We start from the raw sequence: 24583 nt of genomic DNA, 5'->3' as shown, positions 1-24583 counted from the left end.
GGTGTTGGCTTCCATCACCGGCTTTCGAAGGAACTTCCACAAGCGCCCCGACTACCTGTATCGGGGCGTCCGACTACTCGATGACACGCCCCGGCTCCGCCCGCGCGGGCGGAGCCGGGAGTGCTCAGCGGAGCGGGTCGAACCCCGCGAGGGCCGACGGGGCGGCTCCGGTGCAGATCGTCTCCGCGAGGAGTCGTCCGGTGGCGGGGCCGAGCGTCATGCCCTCCATCGCATGCCCGCCCGCGACGAACACGCGCGGCGACGTCGTCGGTCCGACGACCGGGAGTCCGTCCTGCGTGCACGGGCGCGAACCGACCCATTCGTCGTGCCGGTCGTCGAGGTCGACGCCGCGCAGCAGCGGTCGGACGGATTCGACGATGGCGGCGATGCGGCGTTGGTCGACGGGGTCGCCGTGACGTCCGAACTCCATCATCCCGGCGATGCGCATCCGGTCGCCGAGCGGCGTGCACACCACGGACGAGCCGGGGAAGTACACCGGGCCGGGCGGCATGTCGGCGACGTCGACGGCGAAACTGTAGCCGCGGCCAGGTCGGATGCGCGTCCGTACACCGTAGCGGTGGGTGAGCCGCCCGAGTTCGACGCCCGCGGCGACGACGACCGCGTCGAAGGCGTCGTCGATGTCGTCGCCGATCAGCCGGACGCGGTTGCCCCGGTCGACGACCTCGTGGACGTGCGCGGTCCGGAGGGCGGCTCCGCGGTCGACCACCGACTCGGCGAGTGCGGCGACGAAGCGCGGCGGATCGAGGAACCGCTGGCCGCGCAGGAGGAGTGCGCCGCGGATCTTCTCGGACAGCATCGGAGCCATCAGGTGCGCGTCGCCGACGGAGATCGGCTCCACGTCCACCCGCTGCCCGAGCGCGGTGATCTTCCGCCCCTCGTCGACCATGCCCTGCGGGCCCGTCGGGTCGGTGTAGGCGAACAGGAAGTCGTCGGCCTCCTGGATCGGTCCGTCGACGCCGCCGTCGGCGAGTGCGTCGAAGGCGTCCAACGCCTGGAGGTTGATGTCGACGAGGGCGCGGACACCGGCCTTCCATCGGGGCGTGGTGCTGTTGCGGGCCATCCGTGCCAGGAATCCGAAGAGCTTCGGATCGGGGCGCGGCGGAATGTACAGCGGTGACGTCGGGCTCAATAGGCTGCGCAGACCGTAGGTGAGCATCGACGGGTCGGTGAGCGGCGTCGACAGGGTCGGGGTGATCCAGCCTGCGTTGCCCCAGGAGGCGCCTGCCGCGGGGCCGACGGCGTCGACGACGGTCACGGCGACGCCGCGTTCCTGCAGGAACCACGCCGTGGACAGGCCCACCATCCCGGCGCCGACGACGGCGACGGATGCGGGGGCGGTCATGCGGCGGGATCCGGCGTCGCGACGGCGGCGATCCGCGGCTTGATGCCCCACTGGTAGATCGCGTAGAACACCGGCACGCAGCCGAGGCCGAGGATCAGCGACAATCGCTGAGTGTCGTCGAAGGCCATCGAGACGAACACGACGCAGTTCATGAGGATCACGAGTATCGGGGTCAGCGGGAACATCGGCGCCGCGTAGGGCAGGTCTTTCACCTTGCCGCCGCCCCTGACGTACTGCCGACGGAAGCGGTACTGGGACAGCGCGATCGTCATCCAGCAGAGGGCTCCGCCGACGCCGCTGACCGAGATCAGGAAGACGAAGACGGTGTCCGCGGCGACGAACTCGGTCATCAGGGACAGCAGGCCGAAGACGAGGGTGAACAGCAGGCCCCAGATCGGAATGCCTCGCTTGGTGGTGACACCGAAGACGCGGGGAGCGGCCTTCTCCTGCGCGAGCGACCACAGGATGCGGGTGCACATGTACAGGCCGGTGTTGCCGACCGACAGGATGGCGACCAGGATGACGAAGTTCATGATGCCCGCGGCGTAGGGGATGCCGATCGCCTTGAAGACGGTGACGAACGGGCTCTCGTCGAGGCCGAGCTGCTCCCACGGGATCAGCGCGATCAGGATGAGGATGGAGCCCAGGTACAGGAATACGAGGCGGAACACGATGGTGCGGACGGCCTTCGGGACGGCCTTGCGGGGATTCTCCGTCTCGCCTGCCACGACGCCCATCACCTCGGAGCCCATGAACGTGTAGACGACCGTCATCATGGCGGCGAAGACGGCGCCGAAGCCGACGGGGAAGAAGCCGCCGTTCGAGGTGAAGTTCGAGAGGCCGGGAGCCTCGATGCCGTCCATCTTGATGACGCCGGTGATGGCGAGGACGCCGAGCACGATGAACACGCCGACGGCGAGGACCTTGACCGCGGCGAGCGCGTACTCGGTCTCGGCGAACGAGCGGGCGGTGAAGCAGTTCACGAGGAAGAGGACGGCGATGAAGATCGCCGACCACACCCATGTCGGGGTGTCGGGGAACCAGAACTTCATGGTGATGCCGGCAGCGGTGAATTCGAGGCCGATGAACGACGCCCAGCTGATCCAGTAGACCCAGCCGATGGTGAATCCGGTCGCCGGCCCGATGTACTTGGTGGCGTGCGCCTGGAACGAGCCGCTGACGGGCATGACGACCGACATCTCGCCGAGGCAGACCATCGTCAGGTACAGCAGGACGCCGCCGACGAGGTAGGCCACGATGGTTCCGCCGGGGCCCGCGGAGCCGATCACCTGTCCGGTGCCCAGGAACAGGCCGGTGCCGATGACACCCGCGAGGGTGATCATGAACAGGTGGCGGCTCTTCATGACGCGTTTGAGGGCTGGCCCCTCGGGAGTGTAGAACGGCGTTTCCGTTCCGCTTGTCTGGGAGGTCACCGGTTCCTCGGAACCGGTGGTCGGGGCTACTGACACGGTGTGCTCCTGAAGTGTGTGCGCGGACGCCCGGTCGCAACCCCCTGCGCGTCGGACTGTCCACGATCTGCTGACTATGTACTCAGTCAGCGCAATCAGAATGCGACGGCCATCACAGTGTTGTCAAGGCCCCGCACGGATCACAGGTGGCTACGACGCATATCGGACCCGTAGCATTGCCCTGGTGACTCGGGTGACGAAGGACTCCGCCGATCGGCGTGAGGGGATTCTCAGGGCGACCCTCGACATGATCAAAGAGGGCGGCATCGACCGCGTGCGCGGTGCGGACGTCGCCAAGCGTGTCGGGGTCAGTGTCGGCCTGGTCTTCTATCACTTCGACAACCTCGAGACGCTGATCGTCGAGGCTCTGCGATACGCGTCCGACCGCGACATCGAGCACCGCGACGCCGCGCTGGCCGCCTCGTCGTCGGACGTCACCGAACGGCTGTGGACGATGCTCATCGAGTACGGTCCGTCCGGCTCGGAGTTCGGCTGGCGACTGTGGGTGCAGGCGTGGTCGGCGAGCCTGCGCGACCCCACGCTGCGCGGAGTGGTCCACGACCTCGACGAGGGCTGGCGCGAGGTGCTCATCGGCATCATCGACGACGGCGTCGCGCAGGGCGTGTTCACCTGCCCCGATCCGGTGGCGGCCACCTGGCGCCTCACATCGATGCTCGACGGTCTCGCGGTCCAGCACGTGGTGTTCGACGACGTCGTCTCGATGGAGCAGATCCGGGACTGGACGCAGCTGGCGCTGGAGCGCGAACTCGGGATCTGATCGATGTGATCGCCCTCGAGGGTTGCCCTCCCGTGTGATCGGTGCCATACTGACTAAGTACTCAGTCAAGCATTGTTCCGCGTCGCACCCCGATCGACGCACCACTACCGCAGGAGCGAACCATGTCCCTGACACTCCCCAACGCGATCGACGCCTCCGCGGGCGCTCGCGACGACAACGCCTTCTTCGAGATCGTCTGGCACGACACCGAGAGCGACGCCACCGGCTACGTCGTCATCGATCGACTGGTCCGCGGTGTCTCCTCCGGCGGTCTGCGCATGCGCGCCGGCTGCACCCTCGACGAGGTCCGCGGCCTGGCCCGCGGCATGACGCTCAAGGAGGGCGTCCACTACGAGCCCGGCGCACGCTACGTTCCGCTCGGCGGCGCCAAGGGCGGAATCGACTTCGATCCGTACAGCCCCGAGGCCGACGGTGTCCTCCGCCGGTTCCTGCAGGCCACCGCGCCGATCATCGACACCCGGTGGACCATGGGTGAAGACTTCGGCGTCCAGCAGACCACCATCGACCGTCTGCTTCCCGAGGTCGGACTCCGCAGCTCCATCCAGGCGGCCGAGCGGGTCGTCGACGACCCGGACGCCGCCCGGGGCCGGATGTCCACCGCGTTCAACAGTGTTGTCGACGGCGTGAGCCTCGACGAGCTGGTCGGCGGCTACGGTGTCGCCAAGGCCGCCCTCGCGGCGATGGCCCGTCGCGAGATGGCGCCGGCCGACACCACCGCCGTGATCCAGGGTTTCGGCTCGATGGGCGGCGCGACGGCTCGCTACCTCGCCGAGGTCGGCGTCCGCGTCGTCGGCATCGTCGACGTCGAAGGCGTCGTCTACAACGAGGCCGGCCTCGACGTCGAAGAACTGCTCCTCACGCGCAGCGCCAAGGGCAACGTCGACCGCACTAAGCTCCGCGACGGCGACCGCTGCCTGGACTCGTCGGACTGGCTCTCGCTCGAGGCCGACGTGCTCGTGCCCGCCGCCATCTCGTACTGCATCAACGACGGCAACCAGGATCAGGTTCGCGCTCGCCTGGTGGTCGAAGCGGCCAATATGCCGGTCACCCCGGAGGCCGAGGAGCTGCTCGCCGCACGCGGTATCGAGGTCTCGCCCGACTTCGTCGCCAACTCGGCGACCAACGCCTGGTGGTGGTGGGTCTTCTTCGGTGACGTCGACGGCACTCCCGAGCAGTCGTTCGCCAAGATCAACAGCCGCATCACCGCCCTGAGCGACGAGATGTTCGACATCGCAGAGGCCGAGGGCGTCTCCCTGCGTGCCGCCGCGTTCGAGATGGCATCGCGCAAGCTGGCCGCGATCTCCGACGAGTTCCCGATCTACTGAGTCGGCTTCGCCGTCTCGACTTCAACAGAGAGTTCAGATATCCATGTCAGCTAGTGTTCTCCGCTCGGGAGGCGGCGCCGTCGTCGACGCGCTGGTCGCTCACGGCGTCGACACCGTCTTCGGCATCCCCGGCACGCACAATCTCGCGATCTACGCCGCGCTCGAGGCGTCGTCGATCAGCCACGTCACTCCCCGCCACGAGCAGGGTGCGGGCTACGCGGCCGACGGCTACGCGCGGCTGTCCGGCCGTCCCGGCGTCGTCGTGACGACGACCGGTCCGGCGATCCTCAATGCCGCGGCGTCGGCGGCGCAGGCGTACTCGGACTCGGTTCCGGTCCTGTTCATCGCGCCCGGCATGCCGTCGGATCATCCGAGCGGATACAACGGTCTGCTGCACGAGGTGCGCAGCCAGATCGATGCGATGTCGGCAGTCGTCGCCCATGCACAGCGAGTGACCAGTGTCGCGGAGATCCCGCACGCCGTCGCGCAGTGCTTCGCCGCGATGACCACCGGACGCCCGCGTCCGGCGTACCTGGAGATCCCGCTCGACCTGCTCGAAGCGCAGGCGCAGGTCGTCGCCGAGGCTCCGGTCACCGTGCCGTCGATCGTCCCGGCGGAGTCGGTCGTCGCCGCTGCCGCCGAGGTGATCGCGTCCGCGCAGCGCCCGTTGATCGTCGCGGGCGGCGGCGCGAGCCGCGCCACCGCGGAGGTGTTGGCGTTCGCCGAGAAGTTCGACGCACCGGTCGTCACGACCGCCAACGGCAAAGCCGTCGTCCGCGAGGACCACCCGCTGGCGCTGGGCGCGGGCGTGCCGCTCGAGGTGACCCTCGATCTGGTCCGCGACTGCGACGTCGTCGTCGCCGTCGGCACGGAACTCGCGCCCGCCGACTGGTGGTGGGGCCCGATGCCGGCGACCCGCCTGGTGCGCATCGACATCGATCCGCTCGCGGTCGCGACCAACGCGATCCCCGAGGTTGCAGTGGTCGGCGACGCCGCGGCCGTCCTCGCCGACCTCACCGAGCGGCTCGCCCCGGTGACCGGTCGGGCCGACAGCGGCGCCGATCGCGCGGCCGCGTGGCGTCCCAAGCTCACCGAAGATGCACGCACCATCGGTGCGGCGTACGTCGGACTCGCCGAATCGCTCGCCGAGGTCCTCGACGACGACGCCGTGATCGTCGCCGACCAGACGATGTCGTGCTACTACGGCCTGATGGGCAACCTCCCGCGCTACGCACCGCGGTCGTTCATGTACCCGTCCGGACTCGGCACCCTCGGGTACTCGCTGCCCGCAGGCATCGGCGCGATGGTGTCGTCGCCCGGCCGCCAGGTGGTCGCGGTCATCGGTGACGGAGGTGTGATGTTCTCGCTCCCGGAGCTCGCGACCGCGGCGCAGGCCGGCATCGCACTGCCCGTCGTCGTCGTCGACAACGGCGGCTACGGCGAGATCCGCAACGAGATGGTCGACCGGGACGAGACGCCGATCGCGGTGGACCTTCCGACACCGGACTTCGCCGGTGTCGCTCGGGCACTGGGCTGCCACGGCGTCGACGCCGCGTCGTACGCGGAGGTCGGCCCGGCCGTTCGGGAGGCGTTTGCCGCCGATCGTCCGACTCTGATCTACGTGCGCGAACCCGCCGTCTGATCTCGGCTACGTCCAAGGCCCGGAACCTCCGTCGAGGTTCCGGGCCTTGTGCTCGTGCGGCGCCGGTCAGCGCAGGTCGAGAATCTCCTGTGCGGCGCGTCGGCCGGACGCGATGGCGCCGTCGATGTAGCCGTTCCAGACGCTCGACGTCTCCGAGCCGGCCCAATGGAGGCGGCCGGTGGGGATGCGCCAGCCCTGCTCTCCGTATGCCGACCAGGCCCCGGGCGTGGGGTTGGCCGCATAGGCACCGCGGATCCAGGGATCGGTCGACCAGATCTTCTCCACGTAGTCGACGGGATCGGCCGCGCGTTCGCCGAAGAGGTCGACGAGTGTCGTCATGATCGCGGCGCGGCGCTCATCGGCTTCGAGCCGGGCCCACGGATCCACGCGGCGGCCGTAGACGAATGCCACCAGGACGCCCCGGCTCGCGTCGTCGGGGGAGTTGTCGAAGACGACGCCCGTCTCACGCTCGTCGTACACGGTCGCCTGGCCGCTGAGTCCCTCGCCTCGCCAGAACGGGGTCGAGTAGGTGACGTGCACCTTGGCGACGTCTCCCATCACGCTGCGGTCGACGAATCGGGCTTTCGCCGGGGGAAGCGGGGGATCGAACCGGACGGCGCCCGCGGCCTGCGGCGGAAGCGTGAGGATCGCACGGTCGGCGCGGACGGTTCCGACGGGAGTCTCGACGAGCACACCGTCGTCGGTCACGACGACTCGGTCGGCGCGCCACCCGAGTCGGACACGGTCCCCGAGGTGGGCTGCCACGGCGAGTGCGGGTGCCTGTGCGCCGCCGACGAAACGGGAGTCCTGGGCGCAGCCGTCGGTCTCCATGAGCTCGTCGAAGCTTCCCGCGGCGGCGATGTAGAAGAGGAAGTGCAGCATCGACAAGTGGGCGGGTTCGCATGCCCAGACGCCTTCGACCGCCAGCGCGAATCGGCGTCGCGCACCCTCGGAGGGGACCGTGCGGACCAGGTAGGAGGCGACCGTCTCGTCGTCCAATGCGGCGGCGTCGGGCGACCCGCTGGGATCGTGCAGGTCGATGGTGGCGGCGAGCGCGTCGAGCACCTCGATGTGGGCCTCGTACTCGTGGAGACCGTCGCCCTCGTCGGGTCCTGTCCCGCGATATCGATTGATGCTGCTGTCGGCCCAGATCTCCAGATGGTCGCCTGCCCAGTACGTGGGGAAGGTCGGGACGCCGAATCGCTCGGCGAGGCCGAGCAGCCGAGTCTGGGTGGGGCCCACCCACTGTCCGCCGTGATCGACGGTCACGCCGGTCGGGCGGACCTCGGAGAGCGTGCGGCCGCCGACGCGGTCGGCGCCTTCGAGTACCACCGCGTTCACGCCGGCGTCGACGAGTGCGAGGGCAGCGGACAGTCCTGCGTAGCCTGCGCCGACGACGACCACGTCGACTCGGTCGGGTGACGTCTCGGAGACGTTCTCGGAATGTGACATGGATCCCATCGTGACATTAACTGATTCGCCAGTCAATTATGAGAAGTGATCTGGACTCAGTCTTGACAAGCATGTGAGGGACCACACATTCTCACTTAACTGGTTCGTCAGTCAGAAAGGTCACACATGGCAACCGACGCGTTCGACACGGAGTTGGAACGACGCCTCCAACTCCTGGAATCCCCAGACGACAACGGGATGATCCTGGCCGATCTGCCTGCGCGGGACATCGTCCTCGCCGTCGTGGGACTCGTCGTCGGATCCGCACTGCTCCTCTGGTGGTGCCTGTGATGCGCTCCCGAAAGGCCGTCACCGGCGAGACCATCGTCGCCGAGGCCCCGTCCACGGTCGACGACGCGACGTTGAACGAACTCCCTCTCACCCGTCGCGAACGGATCTGGGGATTCTGGGACTACTCGGTCGTGAACATCGGACTGGCGGTCGCGACCTGGGCGTTCCTCCAGGGATCGGCGGTCGCCTACTACGTCGGCGCCAAGCAGGCGATCGCGACGATCGCGATCGGATACGGCGTCGCGGTGTTCTTCGTGGCCCTCGCGCCGTGTCTGCCCTCGGCGAAGTACGGCGTGGAACAGTTCATCGGGCTCCGAAGCGTCTTCGGCAACGGCGGGGCGAGAGTGGTCATGGTGTTCATGTCGACGTTGCTCGCGGCGGCTTGGTCGGCGGTGCTCGCCATCATGCTCGGTCACGGCATGGTGAACGCGCTGAGCCACATGTTCGGGTGGCAGCTGTCGAACTCGACCACGGCCCTGTCGATCATCGCGGTGGGCGCGGTCGTCGTCTCGTGGCTCATCCTGTCGCGCGGTCCGGTCTCGGTGGAACGGGTCTGCCAGGTCATCGCCCCGCTGCTCATCCTCATCATCATCGCGATCCTCGTGATGGTGCTGCGCCGCGACACCTGGGACCACATCGCCTCGCTCGCGCCGCTGGAGCCCGCCGACGACTCGCACGTCAGCTTCATGCTCGCCATCGAGATCAACATCGCGGGCGGATTCGCATGGTGGCCCAACATGGGCAACCTCGCCCGACTGACCCGCACGTCGCGGTCGGCGTTCTGGCCGAACTTCCTCGGCATCTTCGGTGCGTCGGTGATCGCCGCGGTCGTCGGTGTGTTCGCGGCGCTGACCCTCAAGCTCGACGACCCGACCGAGTGGATGATCCCGCTCATCGGCAGCACGTTCGGCGTGTTGGCGCTGTTCGTCGTCGCGCTCGCCAACATCACCGCGATCCTGTCGCAGGGATACGCCTCGATGGTCGCGCTGCGCGGCGGCGGCGGTCGCCTCCTTCGTGGTGTCTCCTGGCCTGCGCTGATCACCGTCATCCTCGGCCCCGCGGTGGTCCTCGTGTTCTTTCCGCAAGCCGTGTACGACAACTACAGCCAGTTCCTTTCGTGGGGAGCGCTCTTCCTCGCACCCCTGTGCGGTGTGCAGATCGTCGACTACTTCATACTGCGCCGCCGCGTGCTCGACGTGCGCCAGCTATACACCGACGGAGCGCACTCGGGCTACGGCTACTGGCGAGGAGTCAACATCTGCGCGTTCGTGTCGGTCGGGCTCGGGGTCGTCGTGTATTGCCTGCTTCTGAACCCGATCACCTACGAGCCCGCGGGGATCTTCAAGTACACGACGGCGTCGGTGCCGTCGTTCCTCGTGGCGGGCTTCGCCCACTATGTGCTGACTCGACTTGTCGTGATGCCGTCCGGTCTCGGCTTGTACGAGGGAAGGTCGCGAGATCTGCAGTCGGCCGTCTGAGCCTCAGACGTGAAACCACCGCGTCGGTGACGCGGTGGTTTCACGTGCGGACCGCGATGGCGTCCAGGTAGGAGTCGATACGGGAGATCATCCGGTCGACGGGCATCTCGGGGGAGTGCATGAGGTTCTGGATGCTCATGCCGTCGATCATGGAGACGAGGACGTCGGCGAAGACGGCGGCGTCGCCGTCGACGATCTGGCCGCGTTCCTGGCCGTGGACGACGAGGTCGTGGACGAGTTCGCGCCACTGGCCGTACAAGCGCGAGTTGATGTCCTGCAACGTCTCGTCGCGCATGCCCTCGGCCCACAGTTCGGCCCACACCCGCCAGGCTCGGATCGACGCCTCGGTGACGGGCAGATTGCTGTGTGCGAGGGCCCGCAGCGTCGCGAGGGAATCGGTCTCGTCGCCCGCGAGCATCGCACGACGTCCTTCGATGGACCGCTCATAGTTTAGTTCGAAGGCCGCATTGATCACGTCGCGCTTCGTGTCGAAGTAGTAGTGGACGGTGCCAGACGAGACTCCGGCCCGCGCAGCGACGTCGGACAGTCGCAACGACTGCATCCCGCGTTCGGCGATCACCTCGCACGCCGCGGACAGGATCTGCTCGCGGCGCTCGGCTTCCACGCTCGGTCGTGGCACTGTGGACTCCCTTGTAGTACGGACGCCCCTCGACACTAAACGACCGGCGTCTGGACTGTCCTCGTCGAACGTGACGGCGGCAGCGAAGAACCGCGGTGCCGCCCGAAGGCGACACCGCGGTCATGGTGTGGGACTGTCAGTCCAGGTTGCGCGAGATGACGAGCTTCATGATGTCCGAGGTGCCCTCTTCGATCTCCTCGAGCTTCACGTCGCGCATCCACTGCTCGACGGGGAACTCGCGGGAGTAGCCCCAGCCGCCGAGCGTCTGGACGGCCGCGTGGGTGACGAACATGGCGGTCTCGGACGCCTGCAGCTTGCACATGGCGGCGAGGCCGGTGGCGCGCTGGCCGCTGTCGATGACGCGGGCCGCGTGGTGGACCAGCAGGCGGGCCGACTCGATGCGGGTGGCCATCTCGGCCAGGCGGAATGCGACGGCCTGGTGCTCGATGATCGGGACGCCGAACTGCTTGCGCTCGCGGGCGTAGTTCAGGGCGTACTCGTACGCGGCGCGGGCGGCGCCGACGGCGGCGGCGCCGAGCACCACTCGCGAGATGTCGAACGTGCCCATCAGGCCGTAGAAGCCCTGGCCCTCCTCGCCGAGACGGTCCTCGTCGGGCACGAACATGTCGTCGAAGAACACCTCGCGGCAGACGATGGCGCGCTGACCCATCTTCTTCATCGGCTCGCCGAACGAGACGCCGGGGGTGTCCTTCTTGAACATGAAGGCGGTGACGCCGGCCGACCGCTTGGTCTTGTCGGTCTTGGCGAAGACGACGTACTGCTCGGCCGCGCCCGCGTTGGAGATCCATGCCTTCTGGCCGTTGATCGTGTAGCCGCCGTCGACCTTGGTCGCGGTGGTGATGATCGACGCCGCATCCGAACCCGAACCGGGCTCGGTGGTGGCGAGCGAGGTCATGATCGCGTCGGGGCCGGTGGTCGGCGGCAGCCACTTGCGCTTCTGCTCCTCGGTGCCGAGGACCATCAGCGGGTCGGAGAAGAAGCCGTTCGAGCAGACGAGGTTGCCGATGCCGGGATCGCCCCAGCACAGCTCCTCTTGCACGAGGCACTGGGTGAAGACGTCGGTCATGCCGCCGCCGCCGTACTCGGTGGGGATCATGAAGTCGGCGATGCCGACCTGTGCGGCCTTGCGGAAGATGTCGACCGGGGTCACGGTGTCGGCCTCGTCGACCTCGCGGCCGCGCGGGCGGATCTCCTTCTCGGCGAAGTCGTGGCAGAGCTCGATGATCTGCTTCTGCTCGTCGGTCAACGGGAATGCGGGGATGTTCACGGTGCTCATGGGATGCCTTTCTGGAGGTGCTCGGGGGGAGGGGCTACAACTGGATGCTGGTGATCTCGGTGAACTCTTCGAGTCCGACGGGTCCGAGTTCTCGGCCGAGTCCGGAGGCCTTCCAGCCGCCGAACGGCGCACGCGGATTGAACGGCGCGCCGTTCACGTCCACCTGGCCGGTGTCGATGCGCGACGCCACGGCGATCGCGCGGTCGGTGTCGCCGGACCAGACGGCCCCGGCGAGGCCGTACTCGCTGTCGTTGGCGAGTTGCACGGCGTGGTCGTCGCCGTCGTGCGGGAGCACGACGATGACCGGACCGAAGATCTCGTCGCGTACCGCCGGGTCGTCGGCCTGCAGGTCGGCGAGGACGGTGGGTGCGACGAAGTGTCCTCCCGGGAACTCCGGCAGGGGATCGGGGCCGCCGCACACGAGGCGTGCGCCTCGGGCGAGGGCGCCGTCGATCGCGGAGACGATCGACGCGCGCTGGGCGGCGGAGATGACGGGTCCGAGGTCGGTGGCCTCGTCGGTGGGGTCGCCGACGCGCATGGCCGCGACGGCGTCCGCGGCGATCGTCAGGGCGTCCTCGTACCGGCCGCGGGGGACCAGCAGCCGGGACCAGGCGCTGCACGTCTGCCCGGAGTTCAACAGGCCCGCGGCGACGCTCGTCCGGACCGCCTCGTCCAGGTCGGCGTCGTCGAGGATCACGCTGGCCGACTTGCCGCCGAGTTCGAGGCACGCGCGTTTGATGTTCTGCGCGGCCGCGACGGCGATCGTCTTGCCGACACCGGTGGAACCGGTGAAGGAGACGACGTCGACGCCCGAGTGTTCGGCGAGGGCGGAGCCGACGACGCGTCCCGCGCCGGGGACCAGCGAGAACACGCCCGCGGGTACGCCCGCAGCGATGGCCGCGTCGGCGAACAGGTAGGTCGACAGCGGAGTCAGCTCCGCGGGCTTGACGACGATCGGGCAGCCCGCGGCGAGGGCGGCTCCGGCCTTGGCGACGAGCTGGTAGAAGGGGTAGTTCCACGGCGTGATCGCGGCGACGACGCCCGCGGCGCGACGCAGGATCCGCGAGTTGCCGATCGTCGTCTGCCATTCGAAGGTGCGGGCCATCTCGGCGAAATCGGCCATGATCTCGATGCCGAGGTCGATGTGGGCCTCGCGGGCAACGCCGAGCGGGGCCCCGACCTCGGCGACGGTCGCGGCGACGAGGTCGTCGCGCCGGTTGCGCAGCTCGGCGACCAGGGCGTCGAGGACGTCGGCGCGTGCCTCCGGCGATGCGGTGCTCCACGCCGGGAGCGCGGTGCGGGCGGCGGACACGGCGGCGTCGACGTCGGCGACGCCGCACGATGCGGACGTGCCGATGCTCGCTTCGGTCGCCGGGTCGTGGACGTCGACTGTCGTGGCGGCGGTGCGCCACGCGCCGTCGATGAGCGCCGCGTCGCGCTGCCACAGGGCGACGGTCGTTGGTGCGGTCATGTGCTGGTCCTTCCTGGTCGGGTGGGGTTCGGGTCAGCGGTCGGCGACGATGAGCGCGTCGAGGGCGACGACGCCGCCGGGGGCCACGCGGACCGGGTTCAGTTCGATCTCGGAGATCCGGGAGTCGGAGGCGGCCAGCCGGGACACTGCGGCGACGACGTCGGCGAGGGCGGCGACGTCGGTCGCCGGCTTGCCCCGCCAACCGGCGAGGAGCTTGTGCGCCTTGAGCCGCGAGATCATGTCGGCGGCGGTCGCGGCGTCGACCGGAGCCGATTCGAGCACGACGTCGGCGTACACCTCGGTCGCGACGCCGCCGGTCCCGACGGTCACCGTGACGCCGAGGTCCGGATGGCGCTGGCAGCCGATGAGGACTTCGACGCCGTCCGGGCGGGTGTCCATCTCCTCGAGGACGTAGTCGCCGTCGCCGAGCCGTCCGTGCATGTCGGCGAAGACGGCCGCGACGTCCTCGCCGGACAGTCCGACCTTCACGCCGCCGACCTCGCTCTTGTGCTCGAGCCACGCGGCCTTGAGGACCAGTGGCGCGGTGAGCTCGGCCGCGGCGGCGACGGCCTCGTCGACACTGGTCACGACGGCGGCCGCGGGGAACGCCACTCCCCGGTCGAGCAGGAGCGCGCGGGCGTTCCAGTACCCGTCGGTCGGGGCGTCGCCGACGACGGACCCGATCGTGACGTCACGCGCTGGGAGCGAGTACACGGCCGTCCCGGAGAGGGCGCGCAGCAGCGGTTCGACGGTGCCGAAGGTAGGGACGCCCGCGGCCCAGAGCGCGTCGGCGACGGGGCCGGTCGCCTCCATCGAATGGACGTACAGGGGCTTGCCTGCCGCGCGGGCGGCATCGGCGAGACGCTGGGCGAGGGCCAGTTCGTCGTCCATCAGCGCCGGGTTGTCGGCGCCGTAGCAGCCGAAGTAGCCGGTCAGGACGGCGGAGTCGACGTCAGGGTCGGCAAGCGCCAGCGCGACGGCGTTGACGTAGTTGGCGAGGTCGGCCTCGCCAGCTCCGGCGAGGTCCACCGGGTTGGACGTCGCCGCGCCCGCGGGCAGGAGCGCGGTCAGCGCGGCGTCGGCGTCGGAGCCGAGGGCGGGGACCGACAGTCCGTGGGCGGCCGCTTGGTCGGCGGCGATGCCGCACTGACCGCCGCTGTCGCCGACGATCACCGTGCGACGACCGGCGGGCGCCGCGCCCGCGATCACGCTGCGGGCCACGTCGATCACCTCGCCGGGCGACTGGGCGCGCAGCACTCCGGCGGCGCGGCACGCCGCGTCGACGATGTCGACGGGAGCGGTGAGCGAACCGGTGTGCGACCGGGCGAGGCGGCTGCCCGCGGCGCTCGCGCCGACGGTCAGCAGGATGACGGGTTTGCCCGCGGCGCGCAGTGCGGCGACGGCGTCGAAGAGTTCGGCTCCGCCCGCGAACGACTCCAGGTAGACGACGACGACGCGGGTGGCCTCGTGGTCGACGAGATCGGCGAGGAGTTCGGCCGCGGTCACGTCGGTCTGGTTGCCGATCGACACGAACCGGGAGACGCCGATGCCGTTGTGCTGGCCGAAGCGGGCGAGTTCGCTGCCGAGCTGACCGGACTGGGAGATGATCGCCATCGGACCCGGCGTGAAGTTGCCCCAGCTCAGGTCGAGCTCGCCTGCGGCGTCGTAGATGCCGAGGCTGTTCGCTCCGACGAGGCGGGCCCCGGCAGCGCGGATGCGCTCCGCGATCAGCGGCTCGTCCTCGATGCCCGCGGTGATGCCGAGGAAACCGCGGGTTCCCATGGCGAGGGCCTCGTCGACGACGGCGCCGACCATCGGTCCGGGGACGCACAGGGCGACGAGTTCGGGGGCCTCGTCGAGCTCGGCGAGGGAGGTGACGCACGCGTGGCCGAGGATGTCTCCGCCGCGCGCGTTGACCAGGTGGACGTCACGCCGGCCGGCGCCCGCGATGGCTCCGGCCGCCAGCCAGTAGCCCCACTTGGTGCGGTTCGACGACGCGCCGACCACGGCGACCGAGCGGGGAGTGCTGAACACGGACAGTCCGGTGGGGAGGGAGGTCTGGACTGGGCTGTTCATGGGTGATGCACCTCACTGGTTCGGGGAGAGCCAGATAACTGACTGGCGGCTCAGTTAAGAATTGTGTCGCCGAGCGATGCGTGTGTCAAGTCACAATTTCGCCGGGGCGGCAGAATGGACCCATGGCCGCCGAACGCTCCTGGAAAACCGCTGGTCCGGTGGCGCTCGGTGCGATCCTCGGCGTCCACCGCAGGGGCGGAGCCGACCCCGCCTACCGTCGTGCGCCGGACGGGTCGGTCTGGCGGGCCGTTCACACGCCCGACGGCGCGGGGACGGTCGCCGTGCGCGTCGGGGGCGATGAGGTGGTGGTCAGGGCCTGGGGACCGGGCGCGGCGTGGCTCCTCGACTCGGCGCCCGCGATGGTCGGAGCGCTCGACCGGCCGGAGGAGCTGACGGCGGTCGACCCGGTGGTGCGACGCCTCGTCTCGGCGCGGCCCGGCCTGCGGATCGGCGCCAGCGGTCGGGTGTGGGAGGCGCTCGTCGCGAATGTGCTGGAACAGAAGGTGGTGGGCAGCGAGGCCCACCGAGCGTGGCGGTACCTGCTGCGACGCTACGGCGAACCCGCGCCGGGGCCCGTGCCGCCGGACATGCGCGTCCCGCCGCCACGGGAGACGTGGCGCGACATCACCGAAGCGGACTGGCATCGCAGCGGAGCGGAACCCGTGCGGATGCGGACCATCCGCGCCGCGGCGAGGGTCGACGTCGAACGCCAGGCCGACGCGTTGACGACGCTGCGCGGGATCGGTCCGTGGACGGCCGCGCACACGCGGATCAGGGCACTCGGCGACCCCGACGCGGTGCCGGTCGGGGACTATCACACGCCGTCGATCGTGGGGACGACGCTGATCGGCGAGAGGATCGACGACGCCCGGATGCTCGAACTGCTCGAGCCCTACCGGGGTCAGCGGTACCGCGTGATCAGGCTGTGCGAGGTGGCGGGCACCGCGCCGGAGCGACGCGGCGCGCGGATGCCGGTGCGCGACTACCGCGACTTCTGACCGAGCACGACGGGTTCAGTCCGGTGGCGTGACGGTCGCGAGCATCTCGTCGAGCGTGAGCTGCTCCGCACCGGACAGGACCAGTATCAGGGTGCAGTCGCCGTCCGGATCGGGATGCACGACGGCGTCGTACGCATCGTCGAGGGCGCCCGCGGCGAGGGCCTCGTCGACGGCCCCGCGGACCGCCCCGCGGGCCACCTCGGGCGCGCGCGAGGCGAGGTGCTTCAGCGGGCATGAGCACAGCGTGATCCGATGCCGCCCGAACTCCGACAGCACGTCGGTGATGCGGAATCCGAGGCGGGTGAGGGTCGTCTCGACGGCGATGACCGGGTCGGGGAGTGCGGCCTGGGGGGCGGGCGCCGCATGCAGTCGGGCCCACTGACGCCCCGCCGTCGCCGCCGCGGCCTCCCGGGCCTCCGGCGTCGGACCGAGCTGCATCAGCAGCAGCCGGTCGAGTTCGTCGGCGGCGGGCGGCGGCGCGATCGTGTAGGCCAGCCGTGGACGGCCGACCCCCTCGGGCGGCAGCTGAACGGTGATCGCGGCGCCCTCGGTGACCAGGTTGTTCAGGTGGAAGCGGGCCGTCGTCGCGTGGATGTCGAGCGCTCTGCCGACCTCGTGCGCGTCGAGTTCGGTGTCGGACGTCGCGAGGAGTTCCCGTACTCGGTCGCGCGGGCGACCGGTCGCGTCCGTCATCGTCACTCTCCCTGTGCTCGGCTCCCGTGGATCATGACAAGTGTGACAGTCCCGTCCGTGACCGCCGTCAGCGCGTGCGGAACCATCCGGTCGACGGTGACGGCGGTGCCCGGACGCAGTCGATGCGTCTGGTTCTCGACGGTGAAGTCGATCTCGCCGGTCTGGCCGAGCACGAGGATCGGATGTGCCGCGGTGTGCTCGCGCATCTGCTGACCCGCGCGGAACGCGATGCGGATGACGGTCTCGGTGTCGCTCAGATGCAGTCGTCGCAGCGTCGGACGGTCGCCCGTCGTGTCGTTGGGCGCGTCGAGGTCTGTCAGATAGGCGTGCATGTCACTCGGCCGGTCTGCGTGCGTGCACGAACTGTCCGACGCCGGTCACGGTCTGCTCCACGTGCTCCATGCCGAGCGCCGCGAACCGCTCGGTGATCTCTCGGACGCCGAAGATCCGCAGGCCGGACAGGGCGGTCAGGGCGTCCGCGCCGGGCAGCGCGGCGATCGACGTCCGCGACGTCGTGAACACGATCGCCTCGCCGCCGGGTGCGCACACCCGGGCCATCTCGTCGAGCACCGGCAACGGGTCCGGGATCAGGTACAGGGCCGCGAGGCAGAGAACGGTGTCGAACGTGCCGTCGGCGAACGGGAGACGATGGGCGTCCCCGCGGAGGAAGGCGACCCGGTCGGCGCTGTTGTCCCGGACTGCCTGCGCCAGCATCGACGCCGAGAAGTCGATGCCGATGTACCGGCCGTCGCCGGTCAGGCCGCGCGAGGCGTCCGCGCTGTAGTTGCCCGGTCCGCACGCGATGTCCAGGACCGTCCGCTCGCCCGGCCGTGCCAGGTAGGCGCGCAGGGCTCGGTCGTAGTCGGCGGTGTCGGACGCGCCGAGGCTGAAGCCTCGAGTGAACAGCGGCCGCCATGCGCGTTCGTACACCTGGGAGAAGACGGGATTGCCCATCATCCGCTGGGCGATGGAGCTCACCGTGCGAACCCGTCCCGCTGCACCCGCAGCACGCCGATCGTGGTGGCGAGGGAGTCGTACTGCCCGACGAGCAGCGTGAAGGCGATCGCCTGTCGCTCGGTGAGATGACGGCGCAGGGCGTCCCACGTCTGATCCGACAGGTCCCGGTCGGCGACGAGCTCGCCCGCGGCCAGCAGCAGCGTGCGTTCGCGGTCGCCCCACAGTGCGTCGGGGCCCTCGATGACGCGGTCGATCGCGTCCGCGTCGAGGCCTGCCTTCGCACCGAGACGACGGTGATGATCGAGCTCGTAGTCGCATCCGCGCAGGTGAGCGACGCGGATGATGATCATCTCCGTCTCCCTGCGGGACAGTTCGCCGAACGGCATCATGCGCGAGGAGAAGTGTAGCCAGCCGCGGAACAGGCCCTTGCTGCGGCCGAGGGTCGCGAAGATGTGTGCGTTCTCGGTGCCGGTCGCGAGCGACATCGCCCGGACGACGAGCCAGTTGATCGGTCCGAGGTCGCCGAAGCCGCCGGGACTCACGCGAGGTGTGGTCATGACCACACGGTAGTCGACGGCTCAGCGATGCAGCGCGGGGGCGATCACGCGCCAGCTGTCCTTGAGCTCGCGGTAGAACAGACCCCACGTGTGCGCCCCGGTGGAGAAGACGCGGACCGTGTGCCGCACCCCGGCGCGCGCGAGGGACGCGCGCATGACGTCGGTGCAGCCGCGGACGATGGACTCCACCTGCGTCGGACCGACGAGCAGTCCGGGGTAGCCCAGGACCGGACCGTCGAACCGGCCCGGCACGCCACTGCCCGCGCCGAGGTAGACGGCCTTCCCGGAGAGCCGACGCGGGTTGCGCGCCGGATCGTGGTCCACCCAGCCGGGGCCGCCCGCGGGGCCGAAGACCGCGAACGCGTTCTGTCCGCCGCTCGCCATGGTCGCGACGACGGCGGCCGTTCCCGTCGGCGACGTGATCGCCGGGCATCCGCTGTACGAGGCCGCGGCGACGAACCGGCGGTCACGTCCGGCGATGTCGAGCGCGGCCGACGCGCTGTGCGAGAGACCCGCGATCGCCGCCCGCCCGGTGGTCGGGAACCTCGCGTCGATCGCGGCGGGGAGATCATGCTGCAGGTACCGTTGCCAACCCCGCGTCGAATACCAGGTGTATCCACCGCCGACGGGCGACACCACGGTGACCCGCTTGCCCGCGAAGAACGTCCGATACCGCGTCTTGCGGAGCCAACTGTCTCCGTCGACGCCGCCGGACTTGCCGTTCAAGAGATAGAACACGGGAGTCGGCGCACCGTTGGGCGGGAGGAGCACCTGGTTGGTGATCACCGTCCGAAGTGCGGGGGAGTACACGCGCACCAGGGCGAGCTGTCCGTCCACCCGGTGCACGGAGACCACCCGAGCCGTCGCGGCGTCGGCGGTTCCGGGCACGGTCAGGAACGGCGCGACGACTGACATCGCGAGGACCGCGACGAGGGATTTCCACCGGACACTTCTGCTCACACCTTCCGATCGTGCCCGACGGGCCGCCCGAAAACGGTCATCCCCCCGCCGAACGCGACGTCATGTCGTCGTGTATGGCGAGACGGTGCTGCGGTGTTCGTCGATGTCGAGGGTGGAGCCGAGCGGCGGGAACGCCCGTTGGGGACAGTTCCGTCGATCGCAGACGCGGCAGCCCGCGCCGATCGGGGTGGCGCTGGCGTCCGACCCGATCCCGACTCCGTCCGAGTAGACGACGCGGTTCGCGTGGCGGAGTTCGCAACCCATGCCGATAGCGAACGTCTTGCCCGGCTGGCCGTAGCGGGCCGCGCGGCGTTCCACCGTCCGCGACACCCAGAAGTACTCGCGTCCGTCGGGCATCTCGGTGATCTGCGTGAGGATCTTGCCGGGCGAGGTGAACGACTCGTACACGTTCCACAGCGGACACGTCCCGCCGCTGGACGAGAAGTTGAAACCCGTCGCCGACTGCCGCTTGGACATGTTGCCCGCGCGGTCGACGCGCACGAACGTCCACGGCACCCCACGGAGGTTCGGACGTTGCAGCGTCGACAGTCGGTGGCAGACGGTCTCGTACGAGACCGCGTAGAACGCCGAGAGCCGCTCGATGTCGTACCGGTAGTCCTCCGCGGCGCCGTGGAACTGGGCGTACGGCAGCACCGCGGCCGCCGCGAAGTAGCTCGCGAGCCCCTGCCGGGCGAGGGCCGTCGCGTCGTCCGTGGAGAAGCCGCCCTCGGCGACGAGCGAGGTGATCAGATCCCCGAACTCCAGGTAGGCGAGTTCGGCCGCGACCTTGAACGCGCGCTGACCGGGGGAGAGCGCCGCGGAGAACTCGATGAGCCGCCTCTCCTTGTCGAACCGGTGCAGCACGTTGTCGCCGAGGTCGACGCGCCGGGCGATTCGGATCCCGTGGACCTCCTCGATGCGTGAGGTGAGGCCCGCGCGGACGTCGGCCGAGTGCATGCGCATCCGCGAGGTGAGCCCCTCGGCGGCCTCGTCCAACTCGTGGATGTAGTTGCGCCGCTGGTAGAAGAAGTTCCGGACCTCCTCGTGCGGCGCACTGATCGCACCGCGTCCGCTCGTCTCGCCGCGGCCGGCGGTGGCCGCCGCCAACTGCTCGGACACCACCCGATACCTGCTGTGCATGCCGACGAGAGCCTCCGCGATCGCGCGGTGAGAGCCGACCATCGCCGACACCTCGTTCGCGTCGCTCGCCGCCGGATCGAAGTCGAGGTCCTCGTCGAGCAGGGCCTCTCGCAGCTCGGCGACGAGCCGGACGTCGTCCTGCGGGTCGAAGAAGCCGATGTCGATGCCGAAGATCTCGGTGATCTTCGCGAGCACGGGAGCCGTCAGCGGCCGGGTGTCGTGCTCGATCTGATTCAGGTACGACGCCGAGATCCCCAGGGTCGTCGCCATCGTCGACTGCGACAGTCCACGCTCGCCGCGGAGTCGCCGGAGCCGAGCGCCGACGTACATCTTGGTGCCGCTCATCGAAAGCCGAGTCCTCTCCGTCGCCCGTCGACAGTCGATGGTCCGGGGTACCGTGACCGCGTGCGTTCACGACTGCCGGGTACGACCATCATCACCGCCGCGGGCGTCGCTGTCGCGGCGATGCTCCTGACCTCGTGTGGATCGGGGCCGTCCGACCCCGGCTCGGACCTCGCGTCGCGGCTGCTGCCGGGCGACGCAGTGCCCGCCGGGTTCACCGTGGTGCCCCAGTCGGTCGCCGACCTCATCGCCGCCAACCGCGCGACTCTCGACTCCGCGGCCACCGTCGCGTTCGCCCCCGCCGACTGCAAGCCGACGGCCGACGCGAAGTTCAATCCACAGCTCACCGAGGACAACACGGTCCTGGTGGTCGCGCAGTCGGACACCGGCGTGTTCAGCGAACTCCTCAGCAGCGTCCGTCGCGACGTGGACGCCGATCGGCGCGACACCAGCGGACCGTGCGCAGTCGTCACCGCGACGCCGTCGACGGGATCGCTCGCGGGCGTTCCGATCACCAACACGTCCGTCGAACTGCCCGCGCTGAGGGCCGACCACGTGGTCCAGGCGTACCTGGTGCGGACCGATTCGGTGAAACGTCCCGCGGGCGCGAATCCGCGGTCGCGGACGGCGCTGCTCGCCAACGTCCTGGTGGAGCGTCCGGGCGGCCAGGTGATCACCATCCAGCTGGGCGTCTCCGGGACGGAGGCCGAGGTGATGCCGGGCGCGCCGTCGACGCAGCCGCCGATCACCGAGGCCGCATTCGCCGACCTCGTCCGAGACGCCGTCGACCGCGCCTGCGCCGAGTAGACGACGGTCGGCGCCGCGCACCGGACGGTGATGTCCCTCACACGCATGAATTATTGTGCTGTCGATCGGGGGTGTGTAGGCGCGGCCGGTCCGATGCGGTCGGCCGCATCGCGTCTGACGTTTTCCCAGTACGCGCGTACTTTTTTGCGAGGAGCCTTCGGTCTGGCATTCGACGATCTTCGCAACATTTGCAAAATTGCGAAAGCGAATGCCCTAACTTTGCAGTAACAAGGGCTGGACCAGGACGTTTGATCTGTGGCAACCTGGCGTCAGGCATCGCCTCCAGGTGTAAGCCGGTTCGCAACCGGGGAGCGCCGAGATCCAAGCAGACACTGCGAATCCAGCAGTTCTAACGAAAGCGAAGGCTATGAGCAACGTCGGAAAGCCGCGTACCGCCGCCGAGATCCAGCAGGATTGGGACACCAACCCGCGCTGGGAAGGCATCACCCGTGACTACACCGCAGAGCAGGTCGTGCAGCTGCAGGGTTCGGTCGTCGAGGAGAACACCCTCGCCCGCCGCGGTGCCGAGATCCTGTGGGAAGGCGTCACCAAGGGTGACGGCAGCTACATCAACGCCCTCGGTGCCCTGACCGGCAACATGGCCGTCCAGCAGGTCCGCGCGGGCCTCAAGGCCATCTACCTGTCGGGCTGGCAGGTCGCAGGCGACGCGAACCTCGCGGGCCACACCTACCCCGACCAGTCGCTGTACCCGGCCAACTCGGTTCCGGCCGTCGTCCGTCGCATCAACAACGCGATGCTGCGCGCCGACGAGATCGCCGCTGTCGAGGGTGACAACTCCGTCGACAACTGGGTCGTCCCGATCGTCGCCGACGGCGAAGCCGGCTTCGGCGGCGCCCTCAACGTCTACGAGCTGCAGAAGGCCATGATCTCGGCCGGCGCCGCGGGCACCCACTGGGAAGACCAGCTCGCCTCGGAGAAGAAGTGCGGCCACCTCGGCGGCAAGGTGCTCATCCCCACCCAGCAGCACATCCGCACGCTGACCTCGGCTCGCCTCGCCGCCGACGTCGCGAACACCCCCACCGTCGTCATCGCCCGCACCGACGCTGAGGCCGCCACGCTGCTGACCTCGGACGTCGACGAGCGCGACCGTCCGTTCCTCGACGGCACCCGCACCGCCGAAGGCTTCTACGGCATCAAGAACGGCATCGAGCCCTGCATCGCCCGCGCCAAGGCCTACGCGCCGTACGCGGACATGATCTGGATGGAGACCGGCAAGCCCGACCTGGCACTCGCCAAGCAGTTCGCCGAGGCCGTCAAGGCCGAGTTCCCGGACCAGCTCCTCTCGTACAACTGCTCGCCTTCCTTCAACTGGAAGCAGCACCTGGACGACGACACCATCGCCAAGTTCCAGAACGAGCTCGGCGCGATGGGCTTCACCTTCCAGTTCATCACGCTGGCCGGCTTCCACGCCCTCAACTACTCGATGTTCGACCTGGCTCACGGCTACGCCCGCAACCAGATGTCGGCATACGTCGACCTGCAGGAGCGCGAGTTCGCTGCCGAGGAGCGCGGCTACACCGCCACCAAGCACCAGCGTGAGGTCGGCGCGGGCTACTTCGACAAGATCGCCACGACCGTCGATCCCAACACCTCGACCGCAGCTCTCAAGGGCTCGACCGAAGAGGGCCAGTTCCACTAGGACCTCCCTCGTCTCCCCGTGAGACGGTCAACGCCATGACGATCCCGGATCGGGTGGGGCGCGAGCCTCGCCCGATCCGGGATCGTCTGCTACCCGCCCCCATTCGTTCCGGACAGGAGTTGCGACAGTGACAACCGAGAAGGTCACCCGAGTCGGCGTCGTCGGCGCGGGTCGGATGGGTTCGGGTGTCGCCGAGATCTGCGCTCGCGCCGGAGTCGACGTGCTCGTCTATGCCCCGTCGCGCGATCTCGTCGCCAAGGGACGCATTCGCATCCTCGCCGCACTCGACCGCGGCGTCTCCGTCGGCGTGCTCACCGAACGCGAACGCGAGCAGGCGTCGTGGCGCTTGCGTTTCACATCCGACCTCGCGGACTTCGCCGACCGCCAGCTCGTCGTCGAGGCCGTCCCCGAGGACGAGGCCGCCAAGGCCGCCGTGTTCGCGAGGCTCGACGACATCGTCACCGCGCCGGACGCGGTGATCGCCTCCAGCACGTCGTCCATCCCGATCGCCGCACTCGCTGCGGCGACCCGTGACCCGAGCCGGGTGCTCGGCCTCCACTTCTTCCATCCGGTGCCGACGATCCCGCTCGTCGAACTCGTCACCACGACGAACACCGGCGACGGCGCCGCGGCGCGCGCCGAGACCTTCGCCCACGACGTCCTCGGCAAGCAGGTGATCAGGTCGGCCGACCGTTCGGGCTTCGTGGTCAACGCCCTTCTCGTGCCGTACCTCCTGACCGCGATGCGGATGGTCGAGAGCGGCTTCGCGACCGTCGACGACGTCGACAAGGCGATGGTCCTCGGCTTCTCGCATCCGATGGGTCCACTCAAGATCGCGGATCTCGTCGGCCTCGACACGGTCAAGGCGATCGCGGACCGGATGGTCGAGGAGTTCGACGAACCCCTGTACGCGCCGCCGCCGCTCCTGGTCCGGATGGTCGACGAGGGCAGGCTCGGCAAGAAGTCGGGCCAGGGCTTCCACGACTATGCCGATCGGGCCGCTGTCGCGTCCTGAGACGGCGCTTGGAGGCATTCTGCTAGCGCTGGGCCGAATTCGGCAGTCCGCGGTCGCGCCGTCGTCGGGGACGTGATGAGTGCAGGTCAGGTGGTCTAATACCGCTGCTTTTCGAGGTATTCACGGGTCGTGATCCTGACCACGTTCGCTA

General features: G+C 69.3%; 22 protein-coding genes. 9 read left to right on the top strand and 13 right to left on the bottom strand.

Annotated elements, in window-relative coordinates; genetic code table 11:
- Positions 1-124: 124 nt before the first annotated feature.
- Together GYB83_RS08825 and GYB83_RS08820 are read right to left on the bottom strand one after the other, a co-directional pair.
- Positions 125-1363: an NAD(P)/FAD-dependent oxidoreductase gene (locus tag GYB83_RS08825; protein WP_161895128.1), complete on the bottom strand. Its 1239-nt coding sequence runs from the start codon at positions 1361-1363 to the stop codon at positions 125-127.
- Positions 1360-2796 (bottom strand): amino acid permease, encoded by a 1437-nt coding sequence (locus tag GYB83_RS08820; RefSeq protein WP_228461325.1) that lies wholly within the window; start codon positions 2794-2796, stop codon positions 1360-1362. Before GYB83_RS08820 ends, GYB83_RS08825 begins: the two co-directional genes overlap by 4 nt.
- Before the next feature lie 220 nt (positions 2797-3016).
- On the opposite strand from GYB83_RS08820, the gene GYB83_RS08815 reads away from it, so the two are divergent.
- The 3 genes from GYB83_RS08815 to GYB83_RS08805 all read left to right on the top strand — a co-directional run bounded on the left by GYB83_RS08815 (position 3017) and on the right by GYB83_RS08805 (position 6598).
- Complete coding sequence (locus tag GYB83_RS08815) at positions 3017-3610, top strand: TetR/AcrR family transcriptional regulator (protein WP_228461324.1); 594 nt, start codon at positions 3017-3019, stop codon at positions 3608-3610.
- 122 nt (positions 3611-3732) lie between these two features.
- Positions 3733-4956: a Glu/Leu/Phe/Val dehydrogenase dimerization domain-containing protein gene (locus tag GYB83_RS08810; RefSeq protein ID WP_161895127.1), complete on the top strand. Its 1224-nt coding sequence runs from the start codon at positions 3733-3735 to the stop codon at positions 4954-4956.
- A gap of 43 nt (positions 4957-4999) precedes the next feature.
- Positions 5000-6598 carry a thiamine pyrophosphate-binding protein gene (locus tag GYB83_RS08805; RefSeq protein WP_161895126.1) on the top strand — a complete coding sequence of 533 codons (1599 nt, stop codon included), beginning with the start codon at positions 5000-5002 and terminating at the stop codon, positions 6596-6598.
- A 66-nt stretch (positions 6599-6664) separates the two neighbouring features.
- Here GYB83_RS08805 and GYB83_RS08800 read toward each other — a convergent pair whose 3' ends face one another.
- Entirely contained in the window at positions 6665-8050 is a 1386-nt protein-coding gene (locus tag GYB83_RS08800) for a flavin monoamine oxidase family protein (protein ID WP_161895125.1), read from the bottom strand.
- Positions 8051-8176: 126 nt separating this feature from the next.
- On the opposite strand from GYB83_RS08800, the gene GYB83_RS23375 reads away from it, so the two are divergent.
- Entirely contained in the window at positions 8177-8341 is a 165-nt protein-coding gene (locus tag GYB83_RS23375) for a hypothetical protein (protein ID WP_186349747.1), read from the top strand.
- On the top strand, positions 8341-9819 hold the full coding sequence (locus tag GYB83_RS08795; protein ID WP_161895124.1) for a cytosine permease: 1479 nt from the start codon (positions 8341-8343) through the stop codon (positions 9817-9819). The genes GYB83_RS23375 and GYB83_RS08795 overlap by 1 nt, the downstream gene beginning before the upstream one ends.
- Before the next feature lie 40 nt (positions 9820-9859).
- Here the strand turns inward: GYB83_RS08795 and GYB83_RS08790 are convergent, their stop codons facing one another.
- The 4 genes from GYB83_RS08790 to GYB83_RS08775 all read right to left on the bottom strand — a co-directional run bounded on the left by GYB83_RS08790 (position 9860) and on the right by GYB83_RS08775 (position 15303).
- Entirely contained in the window at positions 9860-10459 is a 600-nt protein-coding gene (locus tag GYB83_RS08790; protein ID WP_161895123.1) for a TetR/AcrR family transcriptional regulator, read from the bottom strand.
- Between the two features lie 136 nt (positions 10460-10595).
- Positions 10596-11756: an acyl-CoA dehydrogenase family protein gene (locus GYB83_RS08785; RefSeq protein ID WP_161895122.1), complete on the bottom strand. Its 1161-nt coding sequence runs from the start codon at positions 11754-11756 to the stop codon at positions 10596-10598.
- 34 nt (positions 11757-11790) lie between these two features.
- Positions 11791-13227 carry an aldehyde dehydrogenase family protein gene (locus GYB83_RS08780; protein WP_161895121.1) on the bottom strand — a complete coding sequence of 479 codons (1437 nt, stop codon included), beginning with the start codon at positions 13225-13227 and terminating at the stop codon, positions 11791-11793.
- Between the two features lie 33 nt (positions 13228-13260).
- Positions 13261-15303 carry an acetate--CoA ligase family protein gene (locus GYB83_RS08775; RefSeq protein ID WP_161895120.1) on the bottom strand — a complete coding sequence of 681 codons (2043 nt, stop codon included), beginning with the start codon at positions 15301-15303 and terminating at the stop codon, positions 13261-13263.
- 122 nt (positions 15304-15425) lie between these two features.
- On the opposite strand from GYB83_RS08775, the gene GYB83_RS08770 reads away from it, so the two are divergent.
- Entirely contained in the window at positions 15426-16301 is an 876-nt protein-coding gene (locus GYB83_RS08770) for a DNA-3-methyladenine glycosylase family protein (RefSeq protein WP_161895119.1), read from the top strand.
- 15 nt (positions 16302-16316) lie between these two features.
- Here GYB83_RS08770 and GYB83_RS08765 read toward each other — a convergent pair whose 3' ends face one another.
- From GYB83_RS08765 to ramB, 6 genes are read right to left on the bottom strand one after another with little or no spacing between them, the layout of a single operon-like run.
- A complete protein-coding gene (locus GYB83_RS08765; RefSeq protein ID WP_161895118.1) occupies positions 16317-16994 on the bottom strand; it encodes a helix-turn-helix domain-containing protein in 678 nt (225 codons plus the stop codon).
- A 2-nt stretch (positions 16995-16996) separates the two neighbouring features.
- Positions 16997-17326 (bottom strand): cupin domain-containing protein, encoded by a 330-nt coding sequence (locus GYB83_RS08760; RefSeq protein WP_161895117.1) that lies wholly within the window; start codon positions 17324-17326, stop codon positions 16997-16999.
- Between the two features lies 1 nt (position 17327).
- The gene (locus GYB83_RS08755; RefSeq protein ID WP_161895116.1) at positions 17328-17972 is read right to left on the bottom strand and encodes a class I SAM-dependent methyltransferase; all 645 of its coding nucleotides are present in this window, start codon (positions 17970-17972) and stop codon (positions 17328-17330) included.
- A complete protein-coding gene (locus GYB83_RS08750; protein WP_161895115.1) occupies positions 17969-18508 on the bottom strand; it encodes a carboxymuconolactone decarboxylase family protein in 540 nt (179 codons plus the stop codon). The genes GYB83_RS08755 and GYB83_RS08750 overlap by 4 nt, the downstream gene beginning before the upstream one ends.
- 21 nt (positions 18509-18529) lie before the next feature.
- The gene (locus GYB83_RS08745) at positions 18530-19468 is read right to left on the bottom strand and encodes an alpha/beta hydrolase (RefSeq protein ID WP_228461323.1); all 939 of its coding nucleotides are present in this window, start codon (positions 19466-19468) and stop codon (positions 18530-18532) included.
- Positions 19469-19528: 60 nt separating this feature from the next.
- Complete coding sequence (gene ramB / locus GYB83_RS08740; protein ID WP_161895114.1) at positions 19529-20953, bottom strand: acetate metabolism transcriptional regulator RamB; 1425 nt, start codon at positions 20951-20953, stop codon at positions 19529-19531.
- 60 nt (positions 20954-21013) lie between these two features.
- On the opposite strand from ramB, the gene GYB83_RS08735 reads away from it, so the two are divergent.
- The 3 genes from GYB83_RS08735 (at position 21014) to GYB83_RS08725 (ending at position 24432) form a co-directional block, all read left to right on the top strand.
- Positions 21014-21757 carry a hypothetical protein gene (locus tag GYB83_RS08735; protein ID WP_228461321.1) on the top strand — a complete coding sequence of 248 codons (744 nt, stop codon included), beginning with the start codon at positions 21014-21016 and terminating at the stop codon, positions 21755-21757.
- A gap of 367 nt (positions 21758-22124) precedes the next feature.
- Positions 22125-23417 (top strand): isocitrate lyase, encoded by a 1293-nt coding sequence (gene aceA, locus GYB83_RS08730; RefSeq protein ID WP_161895113.1) that lies wholly within the window; start codon positions 22125-22127, stop codon positions 23415-23417.
- Positions 23418-23544: 127 nt separating this feature from the next.
- Complete coding sequence (locus GYB83_RS08725; protein ID WP_161895112.1) at positions 23545-24432, top strand: 3-hydroxybutyryl-CoA dehydrogenase; 888 nt, start codon at positions 23545-23547, stop codon at positions 24430-24432.
- Positions 24433-24583: the final 151 nt, after the last annotated feature.

Source organism: Gordonia spumicola, assembly GCF_009932475.1.
Taxonomy (GTDB): Bacteria; Actinomycetota; Actinomycetes; order Mycobacteriales; family Mycobacteriaceae; genus Gordonia; species Gordonia spumicola.
Note: the sequence above shows the minus strand (reverse complement) of the source record. Positions and strands in the feature narration are given on the sequence as shown.